The following is a 22,468-nucleotide window of genomic DNA, read 5'->3' as shown; positions in this document are numbered from 1 at the left end:
AGTCAAGCCTCCCTGCTCAGCATCAGCCGCAGCGCCTTCTTATCCGGCTTGCCGACCGGAGTGTGCGGCAGGGCGTCCAGTACGACGAGACGCTCCGGCACCTTGAACGCCGCGAGGCCTCGCGCTGTCAGCGCCGCGGCCAGCCGGTCCAGGGTCAGCCTCCGGCGGGGTTGCAGCCGGACAACGAGGCAGACCCGTTCCCCGACCACGGGGTCGGGCACGGGAACCGCCGCCGCCTCAGCGATCTCCGGAAGTTCCTGCGCGAGTGTCTCGACCTCGCCGGCGGAGATCTTCTCACCCGCCCGGTTGATCACGTCCTTGATTCGTCCGCAGACCACCACGTCCCCTGCTGGCGTGATACGGACGAGGTCACCGGTGCGGTACCAGCCCGCGGCGGTGTAGGAGACGGCATTCTGCTCAGGGGCGCGGTAGTAGCCGCGCGGTGTGTACGGACCTCGGGTGAGCAACTCGCCGACGGCCCCAGCCGCCACCGGCCGTTCTGTCCCGGGCTCGACCACGATCAACTCGTCGAAGGGGCTGATGGGTCGCCCTTGCGTACCGCGCCTGACGTCCGGGGGTGCGTCGACCGGTGTGTAGCAGACCAAGCCCTCGGCCATTCCGTAGACCTGTTGCAGGTCGCAGCCGAGGGCGGCACCGATGGCCGTGGCGAGTTGCGGGGAGAGCATGGAGCCTCCGACGTGGATGTGCCGGAGGGTCGACAGGTCCCGGTCGCAGTCGGCGGCTGCTGCCATCCACCTGATCGCCGCCGCCGGTACCACGGAGGTGGCCGTTACCCGCTCCGCCTCGATGGCGGCGAGCGCCAGGTCCGGGCGAGGTGAGGGAAGCAGCACGACCCGGCCGCCGCTGTACAACGTCCCCAGCACTCCGGGGTTCGCGAGTGGGAAGTTATGCCCGACGGGCAGCACCGCGAGGTACACCGTGTCCCGGCCGAACCGGCAGACGTCGGCGCACCGCCGAATGTTGTATTCGTAGTCGTCGTGGGTACGGGCGATGACCTTCGGCACGGCGGTGGTGCCGCCGGAGAGTAGGAATAGCGCTACGTCGGCCCCGGACGGGGCGATACTGTCCAGGCGTTGACGTCGCGCCTCGACGTCGCCCTCAGTGTGGATGAGGCGCCGCACGTCCACGCTGGGGGCCTGTGACGCGGCGCCGACCACGAAGACCTCCGTCCGCCCCGGTAGGCCGTCCGCCACTCGGTGCGCCAGCGCCTGGTGGTCGTAGCCGCGCCACGTGTCCGGTACGACCAACCCCCGGATGCCCACGTGCGTGGCGATCGCGGACAGCTCGTGCTCGCGGTGCTGCGGCAGCATCAGCACCGGCACCACGCCCAGACGGAAGCAGGCGAACATGACGACCACGAACTCCCAGCAGTTCGGCAGCTGCACCATAACGCTGTCGCCACGTCGCAGCCCGTGCTCTCGCAGGCGTTCGGCCAGGCCGTCGGCCAGCTCGGCCAGCTCCCGGTAGGTCAGTCGCCGGTCGCCGTCGACCACCGCGACGTGCCGACCCCACCGGTCCGCCCACTCCCACAGGTATGCCCCCAGCGGACGGCCACGCCAGCACTCCGCCGTGCGATAGGCGTACGTCAGGTCCTCCGGCCAGGGCACGAGTCCGTCGTCGATCATCATTCGGCCCCATCCGTGCCGGTGTTCAGCCGGGTGGCGATGTACTCGGCGATCGAGCTGACCGTCGGTTGGTCCCACAGCAACGTCGCCGGCAGCGCGAGCTGGAACTCCTGCTCCAGGGCCGCCCGGATGCGCGTTGTCATCACCGAGTCCAGGCCCATCTCCGACAGCGGACGGTGCGGATCAATGTCGGTGGTTGGCAACCGCGTCTCGTCGGCGACCTGCTCGCTGATCCGTTGACGCAGGTGCGCGTGCAGCGCTGCCCCGTCCAGACCCGCCCAGGAAGGGGCTGAGGCTTCGGGGGCGCGGTCCGTGTGGGTGTCGGTGGTCAAATCGCTGAGCAGCGGCGGGCGACGGCCGCCCGACGACTCCGGCAGCACTCGCAGCACCACCGCCTCGCCCAGGTCGTGTCGCTGCACCTGTTCCCAGGAAGCGAGTGCCTCGGCGGCGCTGACGTCGGCGGTGCCTCGGGCGGTCAGCTCGGCGTCGATGACCGAGGTGGAGGTGGACATCCCGAGCCCGCGCCAGGACGTCCACAGGATGCTCCTGGCCCCGGCGTCACCGGCCGCGCGACGGTGCCGGGCAAGGCCGTCGAGGAATGCGTTGCCCGCCGCGTAGCTGGCCTGCCCGGGCAGGCCGAGCAGTTGGCCGGCGGAGGAGAAGAGGACGAAGAAGTCGGTGCTGCCCGGCGGAAACAGCGTGTGTAGCGTCAGCGCGCCCGCCACCTTGGGCCGCAGCACGCGTCGCAGCGAGTCTTCGTCGAGCGCATCGACCGTCCGGTCGTCCAGCACCCCGGCGGCGTGCACGATCCCGCGTACCGGCGGCAGCCCGAGGGCGGCGGGCCGCAGCAGCCGCGCGGCCTGATTCGGATCGGCGACGTCGACCGCCACCACGACGACGGTCACTCCCGTCCGCTCCAGCGCCCGGACCGCCTCGACGGCGGCCCGCTGCCCTGGATCGGTGACCCGGTCCCACGCGTTGCGGTCGGGCAGGCCGCGGCGACCGGCCAGGACGATCCGGCGGGCACCGCGCGACGCAAGCCAGGACGCCGCCTCCAGGCCGAGCGCGCCCAGCCCACCGGTGATCAAGTACGTGCCGTCGGGCCGGCAGAGCTGCGACGGCGCGTCGGTCCCGTCGGCGGTGGCGATCCGCAGGCGCGGCACCAACACCTCCCCGTCCCGTACTGCGACCACGTCTTCGCCGTGGCTCGTCCCGACGAGCGCGACGAGTGTGGACAGGTCGTCCGGGGCGGCGCCGATGTCGACGACGCCGCCCCAGATGTCGGGGCACTCGCCGCCGACGATCCGGCCCAGCCCCCACAGGGCCGCGTGCCCCAGGGACTCGTGGTCCGCGCAGACGAGGACGCCCCGGGTCACGCACCACAGCCGCGGCGGCCTCGCCGACCGGACCGCCGCGAGCCGTCGCGCGGTCCGGGCTACCAGCCATGCGTTCGCGGCGACCTCCGCGGCCAGGTCGCCCGAGTGCGCGTCGGCGGGCACCACCACGATCGTGTGGGTGTCGGTTAGCTCGCCGTCGGTGAGGCGGTCTGGGTCGGGTACGCGTCGGCAGGGCACCCCGATGCGGTCCAGGCGCGCGGCCAGCCCGTTGCTCAGCGCGGTGACCGGGCCGACCAGTATCACCGCGTCCGGTGGGTGACGGGCCAGTTGTGGCGCGGGTCGCCAGGTGATGACGTGCACGAGGCCGGCCGCGTCGCCGAGGTGCTCGACGTTGAGGTCGAGCAGGCCGTACCGCAGGCCTGTGAGCCGACCGACCACCTCGCCGTAGGAGTTGAGGATCTCCAAGTCGACGACATCGTCGCCGCGACGGCGGACGGCGATCCGGGCTCGACTCACCGCCGCCGGTGAAAGCGTGACCCGTTCGATGCGCGCTGGCATGCGTAGGACCGGCCGGCCGGGGAAGACCACGGACGCGATCGATAGCGCGGCGTCGAGCACGGGCGCCCAGCCGCGTGCGGTCGTCTCGGCGTCCTGGGTGTCGACGTCCGCCACGAGGCCGTCGGCGGTGCGGCCGAGGTGACGGACGGTCCACGGGAAGCCCATCGCGGCGACGCCGAGCCTGTCCAGCCGGTCGACTACGAAGCTTTCGTCCAGCGGTTCCGTCATCTCGGTCGACACGTCTGCGCGGGCGGGCAGGCCCGTGTGAGTGTCGGTGGTGGCGGCGGTGTGTGTCAGCCAACCCTCTTCGTCGCTACCGGCGGTGCCGAGGATGCGGGAATTGAGGCTCAGCGTCTCGCCCTGCCGGACCACCTGGATCTCCCGTGGGCGGGTCACGCTGACCGGCACCCGCAGGGCTATGTCCGTCAGGTCGACCCAGCCCCGCCCGGTGGACGCGGCGGCGAGGAAGGTGTTCAGCAGCACCGCGGCGGGGATGATCTCTACGCCCCGGACAGGGTGCTCGCCGGGGTAGGGTCGCGAGGCGCGGTCGAGGCGGGTGGACCAGACGTCTGCGGGCGTGGTCCCGTGTACGACGTTGCGGCCGCCGAGCAGGGTGTGGGCAGCTCGGTCGTGTCGTTGCGTCACCGTGGCCGGGGCGGGCGGCTCCGCCGCCCAGTGCCGTCGGCGCTGCCAGGCCACGGTGGGCAGTTCTACGAGGTTGCCGTCGGGCCACAGGGCTGGCCAGTTCATCGCCGCGCCGTGGCAGTGCAGCTCACCGAGGTTGGCCAGCAGGACCTCGGGTCCGGGTTGGTCGCGACGCAGCGAGTACGCCACCAGAGTGTCGCCGACCGGCAGGCTGTCCAGGGTCGCGCTGATTGAGTGGGCGACCACCGGGTGGGCGGAGACCTCCAGGAAAAGTTGGTGGCCGTCCTCGGCGGCGGCCGTGATCGCCTCCGTGAAGCGGACTGTACCGCGCAGGTTCGTCGCCCAGTAGGCCCCGTCGCGGGGTGCGGTCGAGCGGGGATCGGCGAGCGCCGTCGAGTAGACCGGCAGTCGCGCGTCGGTGGGGGGGAGGTCGGCTACAGCGGCCCGTAACGCGTCCAGCAGTGGGTCCATGTGCGGGCTGTGGAACGCGACGTCGGAGTTGACGGTCCGCACCTGCACGCCCTCTTCGCGCCACTGGGCGGTGAGCTCGGTGACCGCGGTGGCGTCGCCGGAGAGCACGCACGAGCTGGGTGAGGCGTTGATGGCCACCACCACGTCGCCCCGCCCGGCCAGCCGCCGCGCTGTCTCGTCTGGGTCGAGGCCGACCATGGCCATCGCGCCCGCGCCAGCGACCTGGCGCAGCAGCAGGGAGCGTCGGCAGACGAGCCGTGCGCCTTGTTCCAGGGTGAGTATCCCGGCGGTCACCGCTGCGGCGATCTCGCCGACGGAGTGGCCGATGACGGCGGCGGGGCGCAACCCGAGTGACCGCCAGGTCGCCGCGAGCGCCACCTGGACCGCGAAGATCATCGGTTGGACTAGGTCCACCGGTTGTGGCTGGTCGTCGAACAGCACCGCGCGCGGCGACAGTCCGAGTTCTACGCGGAAGACGGGGTCGAGCTGGTCGAACACTGCGGCGAAGGCCGGGGTGTCGGCGATCAGGTCCCGTCCCATGCCTGTCCAGTGCGAGCCGTGTCCGGAGAAGACCCAGGCGATGCCCCGGTCGCCGCCGGACGGGGCCACGCCGGAAACGGCACCGCGCCCGGTGGCCGCGTATGCGCGCAGCCGGTCGACCAGGTCGGCTCGTCCGTTTGCGACGACGGCGCAGCGGTGGGGCAGGTGGCTGCGCCGGCGGGCGAGGGTGTGGCCCACGTCAATGCTGTCCGGCCCCGCGTCGGCGGCGAGGCGGTCGGCGAGGCGGTCTGCGTACTGCCGAAGGGCGGTGGGGGTCGCCCCCGACAGTGGGTAGAGGCGCGGGCCGGTGGGTTCGGGTCCTTGGATCTGGTCCGGCGGCGGCTCGGGGCCGTCGATGATTAGGTGCGCGATGGTGCCGCCGTACCCGTAGCCGGACACGGCTGCCCGCCGCGGCGCGTCCCCCTGGGGCCACGGGGTCACGTCGGTCACCACGCGCAGCCCGGCGGTCTCCCAGTCGATGGCGGGGTTGGGGCGGGAGACGTGCAGGCTCGGCGGCAGCTCGCCGTGCCCTAGTGCAAGCACCGTCTTGATCACGCCGGCCACGCCCGCGCCGGCCTCCAGATGACCGATGTTCGGTTTGACCGAGCCGATCAGCAGCGGACGGCCGGCGGGCCGCTGGACGCCGAACACCGAGGCCAGCGCTCCTGCCTCCAGCGGGTCGCCGATAGGGGTGCCGGTGCCGTGTGCCTCGACGTAGTCGACGGTTCGCGGGTCGATGCCGGCGTCTCGGCATGCCCGGCGCATCAGCTCCGCTTGCGCCTGCCCGTTCGGCGCCATGATGCCGTTGGTGCGCCCGTCCTGTCGTATGGCGCTGCCGCGGACGACGGCCAGGATTCGATCGTTGTCGCGGCGGGCGTCGGCGAGGCGCTTGAGCACCACTACGCCGCCGCCCTCGCCGCGGCCGTAACCGTCGGCGGCAGCGTCGAAGGACTTGCAGCGGCCGTCCGGTGCGGTGGCTCCTGCCGCGTCGAGGACGAGGGTCAGGCCGGGGGCCGCCATCACCAGTACGCCCCCGGCGAGGGCGAGGTCGCACTCGCTGGCGCGCAATGCCTGGGCGGCCAGGTGGATGGCGACCAGCGACGACGAGCAGGCGGTGTCCACGCTCATGCTCGGCCCGTGCAGGTCCAGCACGTACGACACCCGGTTCGCGACGGCGCAGTAGGCGCCCCCGATGCCCGTCCACGCCTCGACGCGAGGCAGGTCCTCCAGCAGCCGCCGCCCGTAGTCGTCGGTGCCGACCCCCATGAACACCCCGGTGTCGCTGCCCGCCAGCCCTCTCGGCGGGATCCCGGCGTGCTCCAGCGCCTCCCAGGCCAGTTCCAGCACGATGCGCTGCTGCGGGTCCATCAGCGCCGCCTCCCGCGGCGTGATCTCGAAGAAGTCGGCGTCGAAGCCGGCGATGTCGGTCAGGAAGGAACCTCGTCGGGTCGCCGCCGCCACCGCATCCGCGTGCTCCAGGCTCTGGCTGGCGTACCAGCTCCAGCGGTGGTCGGGAATCTCTCCGACGGTGTCCCGGCCGTCGCGCAGCAGCGCCCAGAACCTGTCGGGCGAGTCGACGCCACCGGCGAACCGGCAGGCCATGCCCACGATGGCGATGGGTTCGGATGAGGTCATGAGGGGCTCTCCTTGACACGTCGCGAGCGCACCGGACGCGGTTGTCGGTGCGCGGCCGGGGGCGGCGCCCTATCGGCGGCCGACGACGAGTGCGTGACTAAATCCCAAGCCCTCGTACCGCTCGACGTGGGAGAAGCCGGCGTCGAGGGCGGCCCGCTCCATGTCCCCGGCCGAGTACGCCATGCCCTCTCCGGAGGCGAGGGTGAGGAAGTAGGGGGACACCAGCCCGGCACTCATCGAACCGGTGCCCTCGTCGTTCGAGACGAAGTTGTAGATCAAGCAGACTCCGTCGTCTGGCAGCGCTGCCCGGCACCGGCGCAGCAGCTCCGTGTTCCGCTCAAGGGACCAGATCTCGAAGATGTGGAAGACGAGCACGGCGTCGGCGCCGTCCGGCAGCGGCTCGGTCATGATGTCCCCGGCGTGAAATCGGACGCGCCGACGCAGGTCCGGATCGTCGATGCGGTCAGCGGCCAGCCGGGTGACGCTCTCCTGGTCGAAGACGGTGACCCTGAGATGCGGGTAGCGCCGGGCGAGGTGGACGGCGTTCGTGCCGTCACCGCCACCCACGTCGATCGCGTGCCGGATGCCGCTGAAGTCGTAGCTGTCCAGCAGAGGAACGAGGGCCTTGCGCGAGGCGTCGCCCATGTTTGCATAGAAGACGTGCTGCAACTCCGGCTGGGCGGTGAGTCGTTCGTACAGGGTGGTCCCAGGGCCGGACAGGTGCCGCAGGCCGACGTTGGTGTTGCGGCGTACAGCCTCGGCCAGATCGGGCAGCGCCTGGTTGATTACCTTCGCCTGCACGTCGACCAGCGGACCGAGGAAGCGAGGGCTCGATCGCAGCAGCTTCCGTCGGGTCATATCGGCGTTGACGTACATGTCGCCGCGCTTGTCGATCAGCCGCAGCGCGCAGAGCCCGAGTAGCACGACACGGGCCGGCTGCTCCTCGACGCCGAGCGTCTCCGACAGCCGCCGCACCGTCATTCCACCCGCGTGCTCTAGGCGTTCGAACACCTCGAGTTCCAGAGCGGTGCGGAGCAGTTCGAAGGCGGTTGTGCCGTGCACCAACAGACGGAGGTAGTCGGCCTCCGTCACCGCCACGTGCCGATCGGTGCCCATGGTTCTCCTTCTGCCCGGCTCAGGGAGTCCGGCCGCACGCGCCGGCGACCCGGTGGGCTGCGGGGACGAACCGATCGTGGTCGGGGCGGCCGGTGCCGCTCACCTCCGTGAGTGCGCCGCGCCGGTGGTTGCCTCAATGCCGGCGTCCCAGCCGGTGCCAGGGTGGTCGGTGCGCCGGCCAGTTTGCGCACGACATGAGATGCGGCCAGCGTCGAACGGCTGCCACGATTTCCAAGCGAGCCGGGCCGCGTCCGTTGTGGAGACGGGACGGCATCGATCCATCACAGGCGACAGGCGGTGCGGGAGAACATGGGCTCGATACGGGTGGGGATCATCGGTGCCGGACCCGCGGGACTCTTCCTGTCCAGGCTCCTTGGCCGCACCTGGCACGGGGCAGAGATCGATGTCTATGAGCGTAGCGGCCCCGGCGACGCGAGTGGCTTCGGCATCGCGCTGTCGGACCGGACGATGCGACAGGTGGCCGCCCTCGACCCCCTCGTCGCCGACCGGATTGGCCGCGTCGCCCGGCCCTTGTCCGGTGTCGAACTGCGGATGCCCGGCGGGCGGCTGCGCTACGACGGCTTTCCGGTCGTGACCGTTTCCCGTGGTGCCGTGCTCGCCGTCCTGACCGAGGAGGCGCGCGCAGTCGGTGCACGTATCCACCACGGATGCGACGCCCGCGCCGACGAGCTGGACGCGGACCTGGTGGTCCTCGCGGACGGCGCGCGCTCGGTCCACCGTACGGCCCGGGCGGCGGCGTTCGGCACTACCGTGTCCACGGGCGTCGCCCGCTACATCTGGCTCGGCACTGCCGCCGAGCTCGGCGACGCCGCCACGATGTTCTTCGTTCCCACCGAGCATGGACCGATGGCCGCCCACGCGTACTCCTGCGGCGGCGGCCTGAGCACCGTCGTGGTCGAACTCGACAACGGCACGTGGCGCCGGGCCGGATTCGACGTGCCCCAGCGCGCCGACGGAACGCCGGGGGAGATAGGCGACGCCGAGCTGGCGCTGCTCAACGAGGTCTTCGCCGGCCACGTCGGCGCTACCCTGGTCAGCAACCGGAGCCGTTGGTCCCGGTTCGACGTTGTGACGAATCGGCGCTGGTCGGAAGGCAACCGGGTGCTGATCGGCGACGCCGCGCACACCGCACACTTCACCGTGGCGTCCGGCACGACGATGGCGCTCGCCGACGCGATGGCCCTGGCGGACGAGCTGCGCAAGCGCGACACCCTCACCGCCGCGTTCGACGCTTACGAGCGGGAGCGGCGGCCGGCTGTTGCGCGGGTGCAACGCCTGGCTGGGCCGAGCATGCGGTGGTGGGAGACGTACGGGCGACGGATGCACCTGGCGCCGGCGCAGTTCGGTATGCACTTCATCACCCGCACGACGGCGGTCAGCTACCCAAGCTTGCGGCAGCGCTGCCCGCTGCGGGTCGCGGAGGCCGAAGCGGCGTACCGGCAGGCCGCAGGCGTCGCCCCGGACGCTCCCGCCCGCCACGCCGTTGCTGAGCCCTTCACCGCGCGCGGGTCGCGTTTGCCGCACCGGCTGGTCGGCGTCGGCGCACCAGCGTCCGACCCGCCCGGCTCCGACGCGGTCGTACCACGTCTTGTGCCGGGCGCGTGGCTTGAACCGCTGCCGGACGGCGCCGGGCGGGCCGGCAGCGGTTGGGTGGCGGGCGTGCAGGGGCAGTTGCTGGCCCCGGGACTGCACGCGCTGCAGTTCGTGGCCCTGACGGCGCCGGATCCGGCGGGCGAGGACGACGCGCTGCGCGAGGTGGTTGCGCTGCGCCGCCGTGGCATCGACGGTGTGCTGCTGCTTCCCGGTCCCGCAGGGTGGTGGGACCGTCTCGTCGAGTTCGGCGGTCGAGTACGGACGGAGGTCGGCCTGGTGGTGGCCGGCTGCGTGCCGATGGACTGGTCGACCGGCAGGTGCCGTGATCCAGCCGTCGACGCCTGGTCGGCGCGGCTGCACCTGGCGCTCATCTCGGCCCGCCTGGACCTAGTGGCGCAGTGGCCGCGTCGGGCGGCGGATCTGGCGCCGCCCGGCCGGCCGGACGATGCCGGGTGACCGGCGTGAGCCACAGCGCGGCCGGGTGGTAGGCGTGTGCTGTGAAGGCGTGGGTACGCGAACGGCCGCCACGCGCGGCTGGCGCGTGGCGGCCGGGTTGGGTCCCGCCGGTGAAACCTTCCGCTGCGGCGTGATCAGGCGGCGCAGTTGGCGAGCTCCGCGGATGGCGGGGCGGCCGTTACGCCGGTGAAGAGGTTTAGGCAGGAGATCAGGAACTCCGGGTTTTCCTCTGGGATGAAGTGGCCCGAGTTGGTCACCACAACCTCGCGTACGTCGTCGGCGACCTGTCGGAACGACCCCGCCACCGCCGGCCCGAACGTCGCCGCCGAGCCCATTGCCAGGACCGGCATCGTCAGCCGGCTCGAAGCGTTCGCCCGGTTGTTCTCTGCGTCCCCGGCGTAGGCGCGGTAGTAGTTGTAGCCTGCGGTCCGGTCGGCCGGGTCCCGGTAGAAGCGGTAGTAGACCTCGCGGTCGATGGCGGCTGGGTTGACGCTGAAGTCGAAGATCATTCCGAGGTAGGTCGGCACGTCCTCGTTGTCGAGGATCCGCTCGGGGATGGGCGCGGGCGCGGCGTTGAACAGGAAGTGGAAGCTCAGGGTGTAGGCGTCCTCAAGCCCGAACCCCGACAGTGTGGAGTCGAGCACCGCGATCCGGGTGACCTCGTTCGGGAACTCCCGCGCGTACGGGTAGGCAACCAGTACCCCGACGTCGTGCGCCAGGATCGACACCTGTTCGTGTCCGAGGGCGTGCACCGCCTGGCGAATCCGCTGCGCGGTGGTGACCTTGTCGTATCCGGTCGCGAACGAGCTGGAGTCGCCGAGGCCCGGCAGGTCGAACGCGATGACCGTGTGGTTGCGGGCGAGGGCTGGCATGACGTCGTGCCATGCCCACCAGGTCTGCGGCCAGCCGTGCAGCAGCACCAGCGCCGGCCCGGAGCCGCCCTTGACGTAGTGGAGCTGGCCGCCGTCGACGCGCACCATGCCGTGCTGGAAGGACGAGCTGAAGTTGGCCTTGCCGGCGAGCGGCTCGGCGTACGGGTCTGCGGCCGCGGACGAGGAGGCTCCGACGAAGAGCACCGCCGCGGCCGCCGCGACAGAGGCGATCGCCTTGCGCATGAACGAGCGCGTCCGCCGGGGCGGGCCGCTGTCGATCCGCCGCCGCCCATGGCGCAATACGGACAGTGTCATGGTTACCTTTCGCTGATCGTTGAGGGCTGTGCGCGCGCTGATCCTGGTGGCACTGCTGACTCCGCTGCAGAGGAGCAGGAACTCGAATATGCAGAATGCCACTTATGTGACAAGTTTTACCGATATCGCCGATTCTATGTAAGACCCAGATGGCCGTCAATGATCCAACCGGACCTCGGGCGGTGGCACACCGGATCGAAGTCGTGATCAGGGGAACGAAAAGAGCGGCCCACCGATGACTTTCGGTGGGCCGCCACGTCTGCGCGGGTGTCATCTGGTCTGAAGTGGAATGGCTGCGGAGGCGGCCTACTCACACCGCCATGCCGGCTTCCGGTTCCCGCAGGTGGAGTGCGGCCACTCGCGGTGCATCCTCCACCACGTACACCACGTCGTTGGTGCCGATTCCGCCGCCGGCGAACTGCTCCAACCACCGGTCGGCGCTCGCCACGTCCGCCACCTCGGTGAGCGTCTGGACATGGCCGGTCTCGATGTCGTAGAGCCTGATGACCAGCACCTCGTTCAACCTCCTCCGGTCGAGGCGCCCGCCCGAGCAGCTGATCGCCGTGCGGCGGGGCGCGGAGACTGTCCCCGGCGGCCGCAGCCATGCCAGCCGCGCGGCCGTCGGGGCCCGGGAGACGTCCGGACCCCGGCGGTCGGTCAGTGCCCGGACCGGGCGCGTGTCATCACCAGATTGATGAAGGTCGGCAGATCCGGGTCCTCGAACAGGACGGCGGCGTCGACCTCGATGCCGAGTTCCTCCTCGATCCGTCCGGCGATGCGGACGGCAGAGATCGACTGCCCCTGTAGCTCGAGGAAGGTGGCGTCCGGGGGCGCGTCGCCCCCGAGTCGGAGCACATCCCGCCAGATGGCGCTGATCCGCAACGCCAGCGCGGGCGGGTCCTGCGGGGTAGGGACGGTCCCGAAGGCCTCGTTCATAGTCACTCTCTCTCAACTTGCGCTCGGCTCTGCGGTCATCCTGGGCGCTGCGGGCAACGGCCCGCATCTCTGCGGATGCCATTCCGAGAGGTTGGCCGCGGCCGCCGCCGGGTGCCCGCGCTGGCCGGCTGCCACCGCGCACGTCGAGAGATGCCCGCCCACCTGCGCCCGCCGAGACTTGCTGCGTGACGACCGACGCCCCACCGCCACCGCCGACGCCCGAGCTGACCCCGGACGTCGCAGCGGTGCAGGACGGCGTCTGGTTCCTCGACCAGCTGCACCCGGACGCGCGGCCGTTAACCCTGCGCCGGTCGTACTGGGTCGACGGCGATCTCGACGCCGACGCCCTGCGCGCCGCCTGGTACGCCGTGCTCGGCCGCCACGCGGCGCTGCGGACGACGATGCCCACCGTGGACGGCCTGCCCACCCGACGGATTGGTCCCGCCCGCGCCGACGCCTTCGCGGTGCTTGACATCCGCGCCGTGCCGGCACCGGCGCCGTCCGGCGACCTCGACGTCGGCCCGCTCGCCCGGCTGACGGTGCTGCGGGTCACCCCCCGACATCACCGCGTCGTGCTCACCGCCCACCAGGCTGTCGCGGACCCCGCCTCGATGTCGGTCGTGGCCGCCGAACTTTCGACGGCGTACTCCGACGCCATCCGGAGCGCCGCCACGGCGCCGTTGCTGTCCCGCTGCGACCCGTTCTCTGATACCGCCCTCCATGTCGCGTCGACCGCCCCGTGCCCCGCCGCTAGCGGCGGGGCACCCTACGACGGCGTAATCCCGGCCGACCCGCCACCCACCCAATCGTCGATGACGGCCGAGGAGGTGATCTTCGACTGGGGGCCGCAGACCCAGTCGGCCGTCCAGGCCCTCGCCCGGGCGGAGGGCGTCGCCGTGACGACGATTGTGCTGGCAGCGTTCCAGGTCGTGTTGGCCCGCCACAGCGGCGACGACGAGGTGATCGTCGCCCTACCGCACGACCTGCGCGGGCCAGGCCGCGAGCGCGCCGTCGGCCCGCTCTCCACCCTTTTACCGGTCGGCGGTCGGTTGACCGACGACGCGACGTTCCGGGCGCATCTGCGACGGGTGGCCCGCTGCCGGCGGGACGCTGAGCGACACCTGCCCTTCCCACGGGTCGTCCGCGCCGTCAACCCGCCCCGTCCCCCCGACAGGCTTCCCCTGTGCGACGCGGTGCTCGCCACCGACGGCCAGCCCGCGCCGCTCCGGCTGGCCGGCGCGACCGTCCGGGAGTTACCGTCCCGCGTCTGGGTGCTCCCCGTCGACCTGCTGCTCACGCTTGCACCGATCACCACGACCCTCGCCGGCACGCTCGCGGTCCGCGCCGACCGGATGGCGCGCCGAGGTGCCGAGGGCGTCCTCGCCCACTTGCGTACCCTGCTGAACGCAGCCGTCCGCGACCCCGACCTCGCGCTCGCCGATCTGCCGCTGGAGGCTCCGCGGCAGTTGGCCGTGGCGGTGCGCGCCGCGGACGCCACGACCGTCGCGCCGCCGCCCGACCGAGCGGTGACCGCGCTGATCGGCGACTGTGCAAGGCGCTTCCCGGAGGCGATCGCCGTCCGCGGGGAAGAGGAGAGTCTCACGTACGCCGACCTGGTCGCCAGGGCATCGGACCTGGCGGCGTGGCTGGCGGCCCGGATTCCGGTCGCTGGCCGTGCCGTCGCCTTGCGCCTGCCCATGGGGCCGGCGTTGGTGGTTGCGTCCCTGGCCGTCCTGCGCGCCGGGGGTCACGTCAGCTGGCTGAGCCCCGGCGACGTGGGGGACCGGGCCCGGACGGTGCTGGCCGACCTGCGTCCCGCCGCCCTGCTGATCGCCGACGACCGGGCCGAGGATCAGATGGCCAGGTGGTATCGCTCCGACCAGTGCGGTCTGGTTCTCAGCGTGGACACGGTCGCGCGGCCGGTGGCCCCGGCCCCGCTCCCGCCCGAGCCGGCCGCAGGGACAGCGGCCTACGTCGCGTTCACCTCGGGCTCCACGGGTAGACCGAAAGGCATCGTGCAGACCCACGCGGCGCTTACGCAGTTCGCCACGTGGCTGGCCCACACCGGCGACCTGCGTCCCGGGGCCCGCGTCGCGCAGTGGGCCGCGGTCGAGCACGACCCTGCCCTGTGTGAAGTCTTCGCGGCCCTTGTCTCCGGCGCGACGCTCGTCCCGGTGCCGTCCCGCGTCCGTGTCCACCCGGAGCGCTTCCTCAGGTGGCTCGACCGGGAGCGTGTCACGATGCTGCAGACGGTACCCAGCTTCGCCCGCGAGCTGGCGACGGTGCTCGAACAGGACGGCGACGTCCCCGCGCGGCTGACTCACCTGTTCCTGATGGGCGAGTCCCTCGCTGCCGACCTCGCGAACCGGCTGCACCGTGCGCTCACCGGTAGCCGATTGTGGAACCTGTACGGCCCGACCGAGACGGTCGCGGCCAGCGCGTACGAGATCGTGGGCCCGGTGTCCGGCGAACGCGTCCCGATTGGCCGGTCGATACCGGGCCGGCAGGTCCTGGTCGTAGACGGGCGGGACCGTCTCTGCCCCGCCGGCGTGACCGGCGAGATCGTCGTTCGCAGCCCGTACGCCGTGCCGCGCTACCTGACCGGCGCGGCCGGCCGTCGGTCGGACGATGCGCCGTTCCGGCCGCTGCGGGGTCTGCCGCCGGCTGCCGCGCCGAGCGTTGGCTGCTACCGCACGGGTGACCTTGGTCGGCGGCGGTTCGACGGTGAACTGGAACACGTGGGCCGCCGGGACCACCAGGTCAAGCTCGCCGGACACCGGCTCGAACTCGCGGCGGTGGAGGCGGCGCTCGCCGAGCACGGTCTCGTCGCCGACTGTGCCGTGTCGCCGGTGATCGACCCGGACGGCCTGGTGAGCTGGTTGGTCGCCTTCGTGGTGCCCCGCGACGGCGCAGACTGGCCGGCCCTCGTGGCGTCGCTGCGGGCACACCTGCGCCGACGCTATGGGCCGGTGAGCCACCGCACCGCCTTCGCACTGCTCGACCGGATTCCGCGCAACGTCGGCGGCAAGGTGGACCGGGCTCGACTGCCCGACCCCCGTGCCGTCATCGACGGCGTTGGAGGTGCCGGTCACGGCCTGATCGAGGATGCGGTGGGTCGTATCTGGTCTGAGCTGCTTCCGGCCGCCCGGATAGATGGGTGGTGCGACTTCTTCGCGGCGGGGGGCCACTCGCTGCTACTTGTCCGACTCGCTCACCGCCTCGCGGAACGCTTCGGTATCGACGTATCGCTGGGGGACCTCATGGCCGCGCCGACGGTGGCCGGCATGGCGGCGGTGGTGCGGGTGGCGACCGCCGAGAACGGCGATCCGACCGCCGACGGCGTTTCCGGCGCCGCCGGTCAACCACGACGATGGGAAGACGAGCATGGCTGACATCGATAGCGGGGCGACACCGGTGGTCCTGGACGGCACCGGCCTCACGATCGACGGGGTCCGGCAGGTGGCCGAACGAGGCACACCCTGTGTGGTGCCGGCGAAGTCCCTGGCTCGGGCGGCTGGCAGCCGCCAGCGGTTCGAGGAGATCGTCCGGCGAGGCATCCCGGTGTACGGGGTCACGACCGGGTACGGCGAGATGATCTACATGCTGGTGGACCAGTCCAAGGAGGTGGAACTCCAGACCAACCTGGTCCGCAGCCACAGCGCCGGTGTCGGGCCGTACTTCTCCGAGGTGGAGGCGCGAGCGGTTCTCGCCACCCGGCTCAACGCCCTGGCCAAGGGATATTCCGCCGTCCGTCCCGAGCTGATCACCCGGCTGGAGACGTACCTGAACCGCGGAATCACCCCGGCCATCCCCGAGATCGGTTCGCTCGGCGCCAGCGGCGACCTGGCGCCCCTGTCGCATATCGCTAGCACCGTGCTCGGTGAGGGGTACGTGCTGCGCGACGAGCGGCCGGTGCCGACGCGGGAGGTTCTGTGGGACCACGACATTGAGCCGATGGAGCTGCGGTTCAAGGAGGGACTAGCCCTCATCAACGGCACCTCCGCGATGACCGGGCTCGGCGCGCTGGTGCTCAGTCGGGCGAACGAGCAGGTCCGCCAGGCCGAGATCGTGGCCGCGCTGGTGATTGAGACCCTGCAGGGGTCGACCGGTCCGTTCCTCGTGGAGGGCCACGACCTGGCGCGGCCACACCCGGGCCAGATCGATTCCGCCGCGAACATGCGGGCGTTGCTCGACGGCAGCGGGCTCACCGTCACCCACTCCACCTTGCGTCAACAGCTCGCCGACGAGTGGCAGCACGACGAGGCGGTGCAGCGGACCAACATCTACATGCAGAAGGCGTACTCGCTGCGGGCGGTGCCGCAGGTGCTGGGTGCGGTGCGGGACACCCTGGCCCACGCCCGCGCGACCGTCGAGGTCGAGCTCAATTCGGCCAACGACAATCCGCTCTTCTTCGGCAGCGGCGAGGTCTTCCACGGCGCCAACTTCCACGGCCAGCCGGTCGCGTTCGCGATGGATTACGTCACCATCGCGCTGACCCAGCTCGGTGTGCTCTCCGAGCGGCGGACGAACCGGCTGCTCAACCGGCATCTCAGCTACGGCCTGCCGGAGTTCCTGGTGATGGGCGAGCCGGGGCTCAACAGCGGCTTCGCCGGCGCGCAGTATCCGGCGACCGCGCTCGTCGCCGAGAACCGCACGATCGGCCCGGCCAGTATTCACAGCATCCCCTCTAACGGGGACAACCAGGACATTGTCAGCATGGGTCTGATCGCCGCCCGCAACGCGCGCCGGGTCCTGACGAACAACGACGCCATCCTGGCCGTGGAGCTGCTGGCCGCAGCCCAGGCGGTCGACGTAGCCGGCCGGTACGCGGGACTGAGCAAGGCGGGCCGCGCAGCGTACGACCTCACCCGCTCCCTCGCGCCCACCCTGCGGCACGACCGCTACATGGCCGACGACATCGCCGCCGTGACGGCCGCGCTGGGCCGCGCCGACCTGCTCGACGCCGTCCGGCGCGCTGACGTGGTCCTGCGGTAGCGGCCAGTAACCTCGAAAGGACCAGATGTGAACGACGACGGATTCGACTACGACCTCGTGGTCGTCGGTGGGGGACCGGCCGGGTCGACGGTCGCCACCCTCGTGGCGATGCAGGGACACCGGGTACTCCTGCTGGAGAAGGAGACGTTTCCCCGGTACCAGATCGGCGAATCGCTGCTGCCCGCGACCATCCACGGCATCTGCCGACTGACCGGCGTCGCCGATGAGATCGCCCGCGCCGGCTTCCCGCTGAAGCGCGGCGGCACGTTCCGCTGGGGGCGCAACCCGGAGCCTTGGACGTTCGCCTTCGGGATCTCGCCGAAGTTCGCTAGCGACGGGGCGACGGCCTACCAGGTCGAGCGTATGAAGTTCGACCAGATCCTGCTCGACAACGCCCGCCGCAAGGGCGTTACGGTGCGCGAGCGGTGCGCCGTCGTGGACGTGCTCGAGGACGGGGAGCGGGTGTGCGGTGTCCGCTTCGACGACGAGGACGGCGTCCGCCGGGAGTTGCGCAGCCGGTACGTCGTCGACGCCTCCGGCCACCGCAGCCGGATCCAGAACCGGGTCGGCGGCGAGCGGCATTACCCCGAATTTTTCCGCAACCTCGCCCTCTTCGGGTACTTCGAGGGCGGTAAGCGGCTCCCTGAGCCCAACAGCGGCAACATCCTCGCGGTCGCCTTCTCCGGCGGCTGGTTCTGGTACATCCCGTTGAGTGACAGCCTCACCAGCGTCGGGGCCGTGCTACGCCCCGAGGCGCTGGATCGTGTCCGTGAGGGTGACCGGGAGACCGTACTACGCCAGCTCATCAGCGAGTGCCCGATGATCGCCGAGTACCTGGCCGAGGCTACCCGGGTGACGAGCGGGCCGTACGGCGAGGTGCGGATCCGCAAGGACTACTCCTACATCCGCGACACCTTTACCCGGCCCGGCATGTTCCTGGTGGGCGATGCGGCGTGCTTCATCGACCCGGTCTTCTCTTCAGGGGTGCACCTGGCGACGTTCAGCGCGCTGCTCGCCAGCCGCTCGATCAACAGTCGCCTCGCAGGGGAACTGGACGAGGCGAGCGTTCTCGCCGAGTTTGAGGCCCGCTACCGGCGCGAGTACGGCCTCTTTCACGACTTCCTCGTGGCGTTCTACGACATGCAGCAAGACGAGGACTCGTACTTTTGGACGGCCAAGCGGGTGAGCGACGACCGGGTGGCCAGCGACATGCAGGCCTTCGTGCAACTGGTCGGTGGCGCGGGCTCCGACGAACGCGCGTTCGTCGACGCTGACTATTACCTGCGTGAGCGGAAGGCAGCGTTCCAAGAGCTCGCCGACGTCGTCCAAGGTCCCGTCGCCGAGGCGGGCGAGGACCGCAACCTGCTCGGCGCGTCGATGCTCAAGGAGGTCCTCAAGGAGGGGGTCCACGTCCAGACCCAGGCAGCGCTGGGCGGCAACGTCGACGAGCAGCGACCCATTCGGCCCGGCGGCCTCATTCCGTCCGACGACGGGATGCGGTGGCGTCAGTCGGAGCCGGTGACCCCGGCCAACGGACCGGCACCGCAGGGGCCCAGCGCATGACGTGGGACGAGCGTCACCCGGCGTCGGTGTGGACAGTGCCGGTCGACGTGACGCCCGCCGACAGCCACCCGTCCGAACCACCGTCTGGGCCGGACGAGCCCTTCGCGCTCTCTCGGCAACAGGACTTCCTCCGTATGGTCGACGGAGGCAATGACACGGGACCCTTCGGCCCGCACTACACCATCGTCGGCGCCTGGCGGGTCACCGGCCCGCTCGACGTCGAGGTGCTCCGGGCCGCGCTCGCCGACGTGGTCGAACGACACGAGGCGCTGCGGACCTCGATCGTTCCGGAGCCCGGGAACGCGCACCAGCGAGTACGGGCGCCCCGGCCGCCCTGCCTGGATGTCGAGGATCTGCCTCTCGCCCCAGAGGAGCGGGAGCGACACGCGGAGATCCTGCTCAACGAGGTGGAGTCCCGGCCGTTGCCGATGGACGACAACCCCACCCTGCGGGCGCGGCTCGGCCGGTTCGACGCCGACGACGCGGTGCTCGTGCTCGCCGCCCACCACACCGGGGTCGACGGCTGGTCGATCCAGGTGGTGCTGCGGGACCTGGCACTTTGCTACGCCGCCCGCCGCGCCGGGCGGCCACCGTTGCTGCCCCCGGTGCGTCAGTACCGGGAATACGTTCGGTGGCAGCGTGCGATGCCGGAGACTCCCGCCATCGCCGCCGCCCACGCATACTGGGCCGAGCGGCTGCGCGGGGCGTCGGTCACTCCGATCCCGCTGGACTGGCGGCGCGGCGCCCAGCAGCCCGACGGCACCGCCTGGTACCGGTTCCGCTACAACGACGACCTGCGCCGGCGGGTGCAGGCGTACGCCTCCAGCCGGCGGTGCACACCCTTCATGGTGCTGGCCGCGGCGTACGTGCGGCAACTCGCCGACACCACCGGGCTCGACGAAGTGGTCATGCCGACCTTCACACCTGGACGCCGCCCGGCGTGGACGCTCGACATGGTCGGCTCGTTCTTCAACTTGCTGCCGCTGCGGGTGAGGGCCGGGGGAGCGGGCCGTTTCGCTGACCTGGTAGACCAGGTCCGGACCGCGTGCCTCGAGGCGTACCGGCATGAGATCCCCTTCCTTGACCTGCTCGGTGTGGCGCCCGAGCTGATGGCCGCGGCGGCGGGCGAGGAACACGCCTCGTGTGTATTCCAGCTGGTCCAGTCCCCGTACATGGCCGTCGGCGAGCGCGTCGGTGATCTCACGTACCGGGTGATGCGGCGGCGGCTGCGGTCACAGGAGCGTGGCTCGCAGATCCCCGACGGTGCGCTGTGGGCGGTGGAGTTCGACTCGGCTGGCGGGATCGTCGGCAGCGTCGGCTACTGCCGCAACCAGTTCCGGGCCGACACGGTGGCTGCGTTGGTGGCCGGCTACCGCGACACCCTGGACCGCGCGCTGCCCGCCTGACCGGCGCGGAAACGCCGGAGATGCCCGCGCCGCCGGGCGACACGACGATGAGCCGGTGCGCGCGGCAAGCCGACGTCGTACCGGGCCGACCCGACCGGAGGTGACGATGCCCGCCGAGGCACAGTCCACGTTCTACGACCTGCTCCATGCCGACGACAGCCGCGACCCTGCGGCCGAAGCCGATGCGCTGTTGCGCATCATCCGGGCCCGCCGGCCGCACGCCACGTCTCTGCTCGATGTGGCGTGCGGCGCAGGCGACCACCTGCGGCACCTGCTCCCCTACCTCGCGGTCGCCGAGGGGGTCGCCGTCGACGCCGCGATGGCAGGCGCCGCCCGGGGTGCGCTGCCGGGCACCACGATCCACGAGGCGGCCCTGCCGGAGCTGGACCTGGGTCGCCGCTACGACGTCGTCACCTGCCTGCACGACGCGCTGGCCCAGTTCCCGCTGTCCGGCTACCACGCGGTACTGCGGGTCCTGGCCAGGCACCTGGCCCCCGGTGGGCTGATCATGATTGCGCCGTTCTGGATGCCCGACGCGGCGATCCGCCGGACGGCCAGCGAAGCGTTGACGCGCGGTGACGACGGTCGTGCGGTTACCCGGATCGAGCGGGGCGTGCCCCGCGACGGTGCCCACCGAGTCGAGCACCATGCCCTGGTAGCCGACGGCGACGGCGTACGGCACGTCGCCGACACGCGTTTGCTGCGGGCGTTCGGCCGGCGCGAGCACCTGAGCGCGCTGGCGGCGGCCGGTTGTGCTGCCGACTTCCTCCCCGCCGGCCTCGCCGGGCGGCCGCTGCTGATCGGCGTACGCCGCTGAGCGGCGACCCGAATCGCGCCCGGCACTGTCCCCACGTCCTGACCCGACCGTTTGCGAGGGAGAGACATGCGTGTCCTGTTCGCCATCGACCCGTCGATCGCCCACCTGTATCCCATGGTGCCCACCGCCTGGGCGCTGCAGAACGCGGGCCACGAGGTGCGCCTTGCGTCCTTCGGTGGCTTCGCCGACAGGATCGCCGCCACCGGCCTGACCCCGGTTCCGCTCGGCGACGCATCCTGGGCCGCTCGGATCAGCGACAATCCCCTGGAGCCGAAGGGGGCCGAAGAAGCCCAGCGATACGCCGACGCCCTCGGCCTCAACCCGGAGGAGCGCGAGTACTGGTACCTCTTCTTCCAGTACCTGCTCACCCCGACCGCCGACTACCTGCGCTCGGACCGCCCCGAGGCCGACGCCCTCATCGACTACGCCCGCACCTGGCGGCCGGACCTGGTGATCTGGGACCTCACCCAGGCGGCCGGCGCGGTCGCGGCCCGGGTCTGCGGCGCCGCGCACGCCCGGCTCGTCTTCGCCTACGACCCGTCCGGCTGGAGCATCGACCGCCTCGCCGCCAACCGGGACGCTCTCGTGGCGGCCGGCCTCGACGAGAACCCGCTCGCCACGCTGGTGCGCCCTCTCGCCGAGCGCTACGGCGTGGAGTTGGACAACGAGCTGCTGGTCGGGCAGTGGACCCTCGACACCGCGCCACCCGGGCTCGGCCTGCCGACGAGGACCCGCAAGGTCCCGCTCCGGTACGTGCCTTACAACGGTGCCGAGCCGGTGCCCGACTGGCTGCGCGAGCCGCCGCAGCGGCCGCGGATCTGCCTGACCCTCGGCGAGTCATACCGGCGCTTCCTCCGCGGCGACTGGAACCGCACCCCCATGCTGCTCGACGCCCTCGCCGACCTCGACGTCGAGGTCGTCGCCACCCTCAACGACGTGCAGTTGGACGGGTACACCCCGCCGTCGAACGTCCGGACACTGGAGTACCTGCCGCTAAACCAGATCCTGCCGACCTGCGCGGCGGTCATCCACCACGGCGGCCTGGGCACCTTCCAGGCGGCCGTCGCCAGCCGGGTGCCTCAGCTCGTCTGCGACACCCTCGAATCGATAATGCTGAAAATGGAGCAGGAGGCGCCGGAGGAAGCGGCCGACGACTCTGGGATCTACCGCTCGGGCGTCGAGTACGGCGTGCGTGAGGCGGACGAGCGGGAACACGAGCCCGCCGTCCGCTGGCTGATGCCGGCAAAGAAGCTCGAGGCGACCCCGGTGTCGAACTACGTCGTCTCGCGGGGCGCCGGCCTGCGGCTGAACCACCAGACCCAGTCGGTGGCGGACCTGCGGGAGTCAATCGAGGCGGTGCTCACCGATCCGTCCTACCAACAGGGCGCAGAGGCGATCTATGATGTCTGGCGGGCCATGCCGAGCCCGAACGACGTCGTGCCGGTCCTCGAAAGCCTCGCCCAGGATGCCCGGAACCGGCGATAGACATCCCAGCGTTTCCCATCAGCCCGCCTCCGCTCCGGGGGCGGGCTGATGGCCGATGGAG

General features: G+C 71.4%; 13 protein-coding genes. 7 read left to right on the top strand and 6 right to left on the bottom strand.

Translation table 11 applies throughout. The features are described from left to right. Window positions 1-2: 2 nt before the first annotated feature. The 3 genes from E1211_RS01130 to E1211_RS01120 all read right to left on the bottom strand — a co-directional run bounded on the left by E1211_RS01130 (window position 3) and on the right by E1211_RS01120 (window position 7,948). Window positions 3-1,646 carry a (2,3-dihydroxybenzoyl)adenylate synthase gene (locus E1211_RS01130; protein ID WP_132344534.1) on the bottom strand — a complete coding sequence of 548 codons (1,644 nt, stop codon included), beginning with the start codon at window positions 1,644-1,646 and terminating at the stop codon, window positions 3-5. Further along, complete coding sequence (locus E1211_RS01125) at window positions 1,646-6,832, bottom strand: type I polyketide synthase (protein WP_132344415.1); 5,187 nt, start codon at window positions 6,830-6,832, stop codon at window positions 1,646-1,648. Before E1211_RS01125 ends, E1211_RS01130 begins: the two co-directional genes overlap by 1 nt. A gap of 69 nt (window positions 6,833-6,901) precedes the next feature. After that, entirely contained in the window at window positions 6,902-7,948 is a 1,047-nt protein-coding gene (locus E1211_RS01120) for a methyltransferase (protein WP_132344413.1), read from the bottom strand. A gap of 468 nt (window positions 7,949-8,416) precedes the next feature. Between E1211_RS01120 and E1211_RS01115 the strand changes: the two genes are divergently transcribed. Next, window positions 8,417-10,018 (top strand): FAD-dependent monooxygenase, encoded by a 1,602-nt coding sequence (locus E1211_RS01115; protein ID WP_165947129.1) that lies wholly within the window; start codon window positions 8,417-8,419, stop codon window positions 10,016-10,018. Window positions 10,019-10,152: 134 nt separating this feature from the next. Here E1211_RS01115 and E1211_RS01110 read toward each other — a convergent pair whose 3' ends face one another. The 3 genes from E1211_RS01110 to E1211_RS01100 form a co-directional block, all read right to left on the bottom strand. Then, window positions 10,153-11,205 carry an alpha/beta fold hydrolase gene (locus E1211_RS01110; RefSeq protein WP_132344409.1) on the bottom strand — a complete coding sequence of 351 codons (1,053 nt, stop codon included), beginning with the start codon at window positions 11,203-11,205 and terminating at the stop codon, window positions 10,153-10,155. 310 nt (window positions 11,206-11,515) lie between these two features. Continuing rightward, window positions 11,516-11,719 (bottom strand): hypothetical protein, encoded by a 204-nt coding sequence (locus E1211_RS01105; protein WP_132344407.1) that lies wholly within the window; start codon window positions 11,717-11,719, stop codon window positions 11,516-11,518. Between the two features lie 143 nt (window positions 11,720-11,862). Next, window positions 11,863-12,141, bottom strand: a complete 279-nt coding sequence (locus E1211_RS01100; protein ID WP_132344532.1) for an acyl carrier protein — start codon at window positions 12,139-12,141, stop codon at window positions 11,863-11,865. A gap of 185 nt (window positions 12,142-12,326) precedes the next feature. Here E1211_RS01100 and E1211_RS01095 point away from each other — a divergent pair, with 185 nt between their 5' ends. From E1211_RS01095 to E1211_RS01070, 6 genes are all read left to right on the top strand, one after another. Continuing rightward, window positions 12,327-15,533 (top strand): AMP-binding protein, encoded by a 3,207-nt coding sequence (locus tag E1211_RS01095; RefSeq protein WP_165947128.1) that lies wholly within the window; start codon window positions 12,327-12,329, stop codon window positions 15,531-15,533. Beyond that, window positions 15,526-17,136, top strand: a complete 1,611-nt coding sequence (gene cmdF / locus E1211_RS01090; protein ID WP_132344403.1) for a tyrosine 2,3-aminomutase — start codon at window positions 15,526-15,528, stop codon at window positions 17,134-17,136. Before E1211_RS01095 ends, cmdF begins: the two co-directional genes overlap by 8 nt. 27 nt (window positions 17,137-17,163) lie before the next feature. Further along, on the top strand, window positions 17,164-18,699 hold the full coding sequence (locus E1211_RS01085) for a tryptophan 7-halogenase (RefSeq protein WP_132344401.1): 1,536 nt from the start codon (window positions 17,164-17,166) through the stop codon (window positions 18,697-18,699). Window positions 18,700-18,833: 134 nt separating this feature from the next. Next, window positions 18,834-20,105, top strand: coding sequence for a condensation domain-containing protein (locus tag E1211_RS01080; RefSeq protein WP_165947127.1), 1,272 nt, complete (start codon window positions 18,834-18,836; stop codon window positions 20,103-20,105). Window positions 20,106-20,211: 106 nt separating this feature from the next. Next, a complete protein-coding gene (locus E1211_RS01075; RefSeq protein WP_132344397.1) occupies window positions 20,212-20,922 on the top strand; it encodes a bifunctional 2-polyprenyl-6-hydroxyphenol methylase/3-demethylubiquinol 3-O-methyltransferase UbiG in 711 nt (236 codons plus the stop codon). A 66-nt stretch (window positions 20,923-20,988) separates the two neighbouring features. Then, a complete protein-coding gene (locus tag E1211_RS01070) occupies window positions 20,989-22,407 on the top strand; it encodes a nucleotide disphospho-sugar-binding domain-containing protein (protein ID WP_132344395.1) in 1,419 nt (472 codons plus the stop codon). The last annotated feature ends 61 nt before the right edge of the window (window positions 22,408-22,468 follow it).

It is taken from the genome of Micromonospora sp. 15K316 (genome assembly GCF_004348525.1).
Classification (GTDB): Bacteria; Actinomycetota; Actinomycetes; order Mycobacteriales; family Micromonosporaceae; genus Micromonospora.
The sequence above is the reverse complement of the archived record's forward strand: the minus strand, read 5'-3'. Positions and strand labels throughout refer to the sequence as shown.

Excerpts from the sequence above, each read along its gene's own strand:
- E1211_RS01080 (WP_165947127.1), top strand. The coding sequence starts at position 18,834 with ATGGTCGACGGAGGCAATGACACGGGACCCTTCGGCCCGCACTACACC.
- E1211_RS01125 (WP_132344415.1), bottom strand. The coding sequence starts at position 6,832 with ATGACCTCATCCGAACCCATCGCCATCGTGGGCATGGCCTGCCGGTTC.
- E1211_RS01070 (WP_132344395.1), top strand. The coding sequence starts at position 20,989 with ATGCGTGTCCTGTTCGCCATCGACCCGTCGATCGCCCACCTGTATCCC.
- E1211_RS01120 (WP_132344413.1), bottom strand. The coding sequence starts at position 7,948 with ATGGGCACCGATCGGCACGTGGCGGTGACGGAGGCCGACTACCTCCGT.
- E1211_RS01100 (WP_132344532.1), bottom strand. The coding sequence starts at position 12,141 with ATGAACGAGGCCTTCGGGACCGTCCCTACCCCGCAGGACCCGCCCGCG.
- E1211_RS01110 (WP_132344409.1), bottom strand. The coding sequence starts at position 11,205 with ATGACACTGTCCGTATTGCGCCATGGGCGGCGGCGGATCGACAGCGGC.
- cmdF (WP_132344403.1), top strand. The coding sequence starts at position 15,526 with ATGGCTGACATCGATAGCGGGGCGACACCGGTGGTCCTGGACGGCACC.
- E1211_RS01075 (WP_132344397.1), top strand. The coding sequence starts at position 20,212 with ATGCCCGCCGAGGCACAGTCCACGTTCTACGACCTGCTCCATGCCGAC.
- E1211_RS01130 (WP_132344534.1), bottom strand. The coding sequence starts at position 1,646 with ATGATCGACGACGGACTCGTGCCCTGGCCGGAGGACCTGACGTACGCC.
- E1211_RS01115 (WP_165947129.1), top strand. The coding sequence starts at position 8,417 with ATGCGACAGGTGGCCGCCCTCGACCCCCTCGTCGCCGACCGGATTGGC.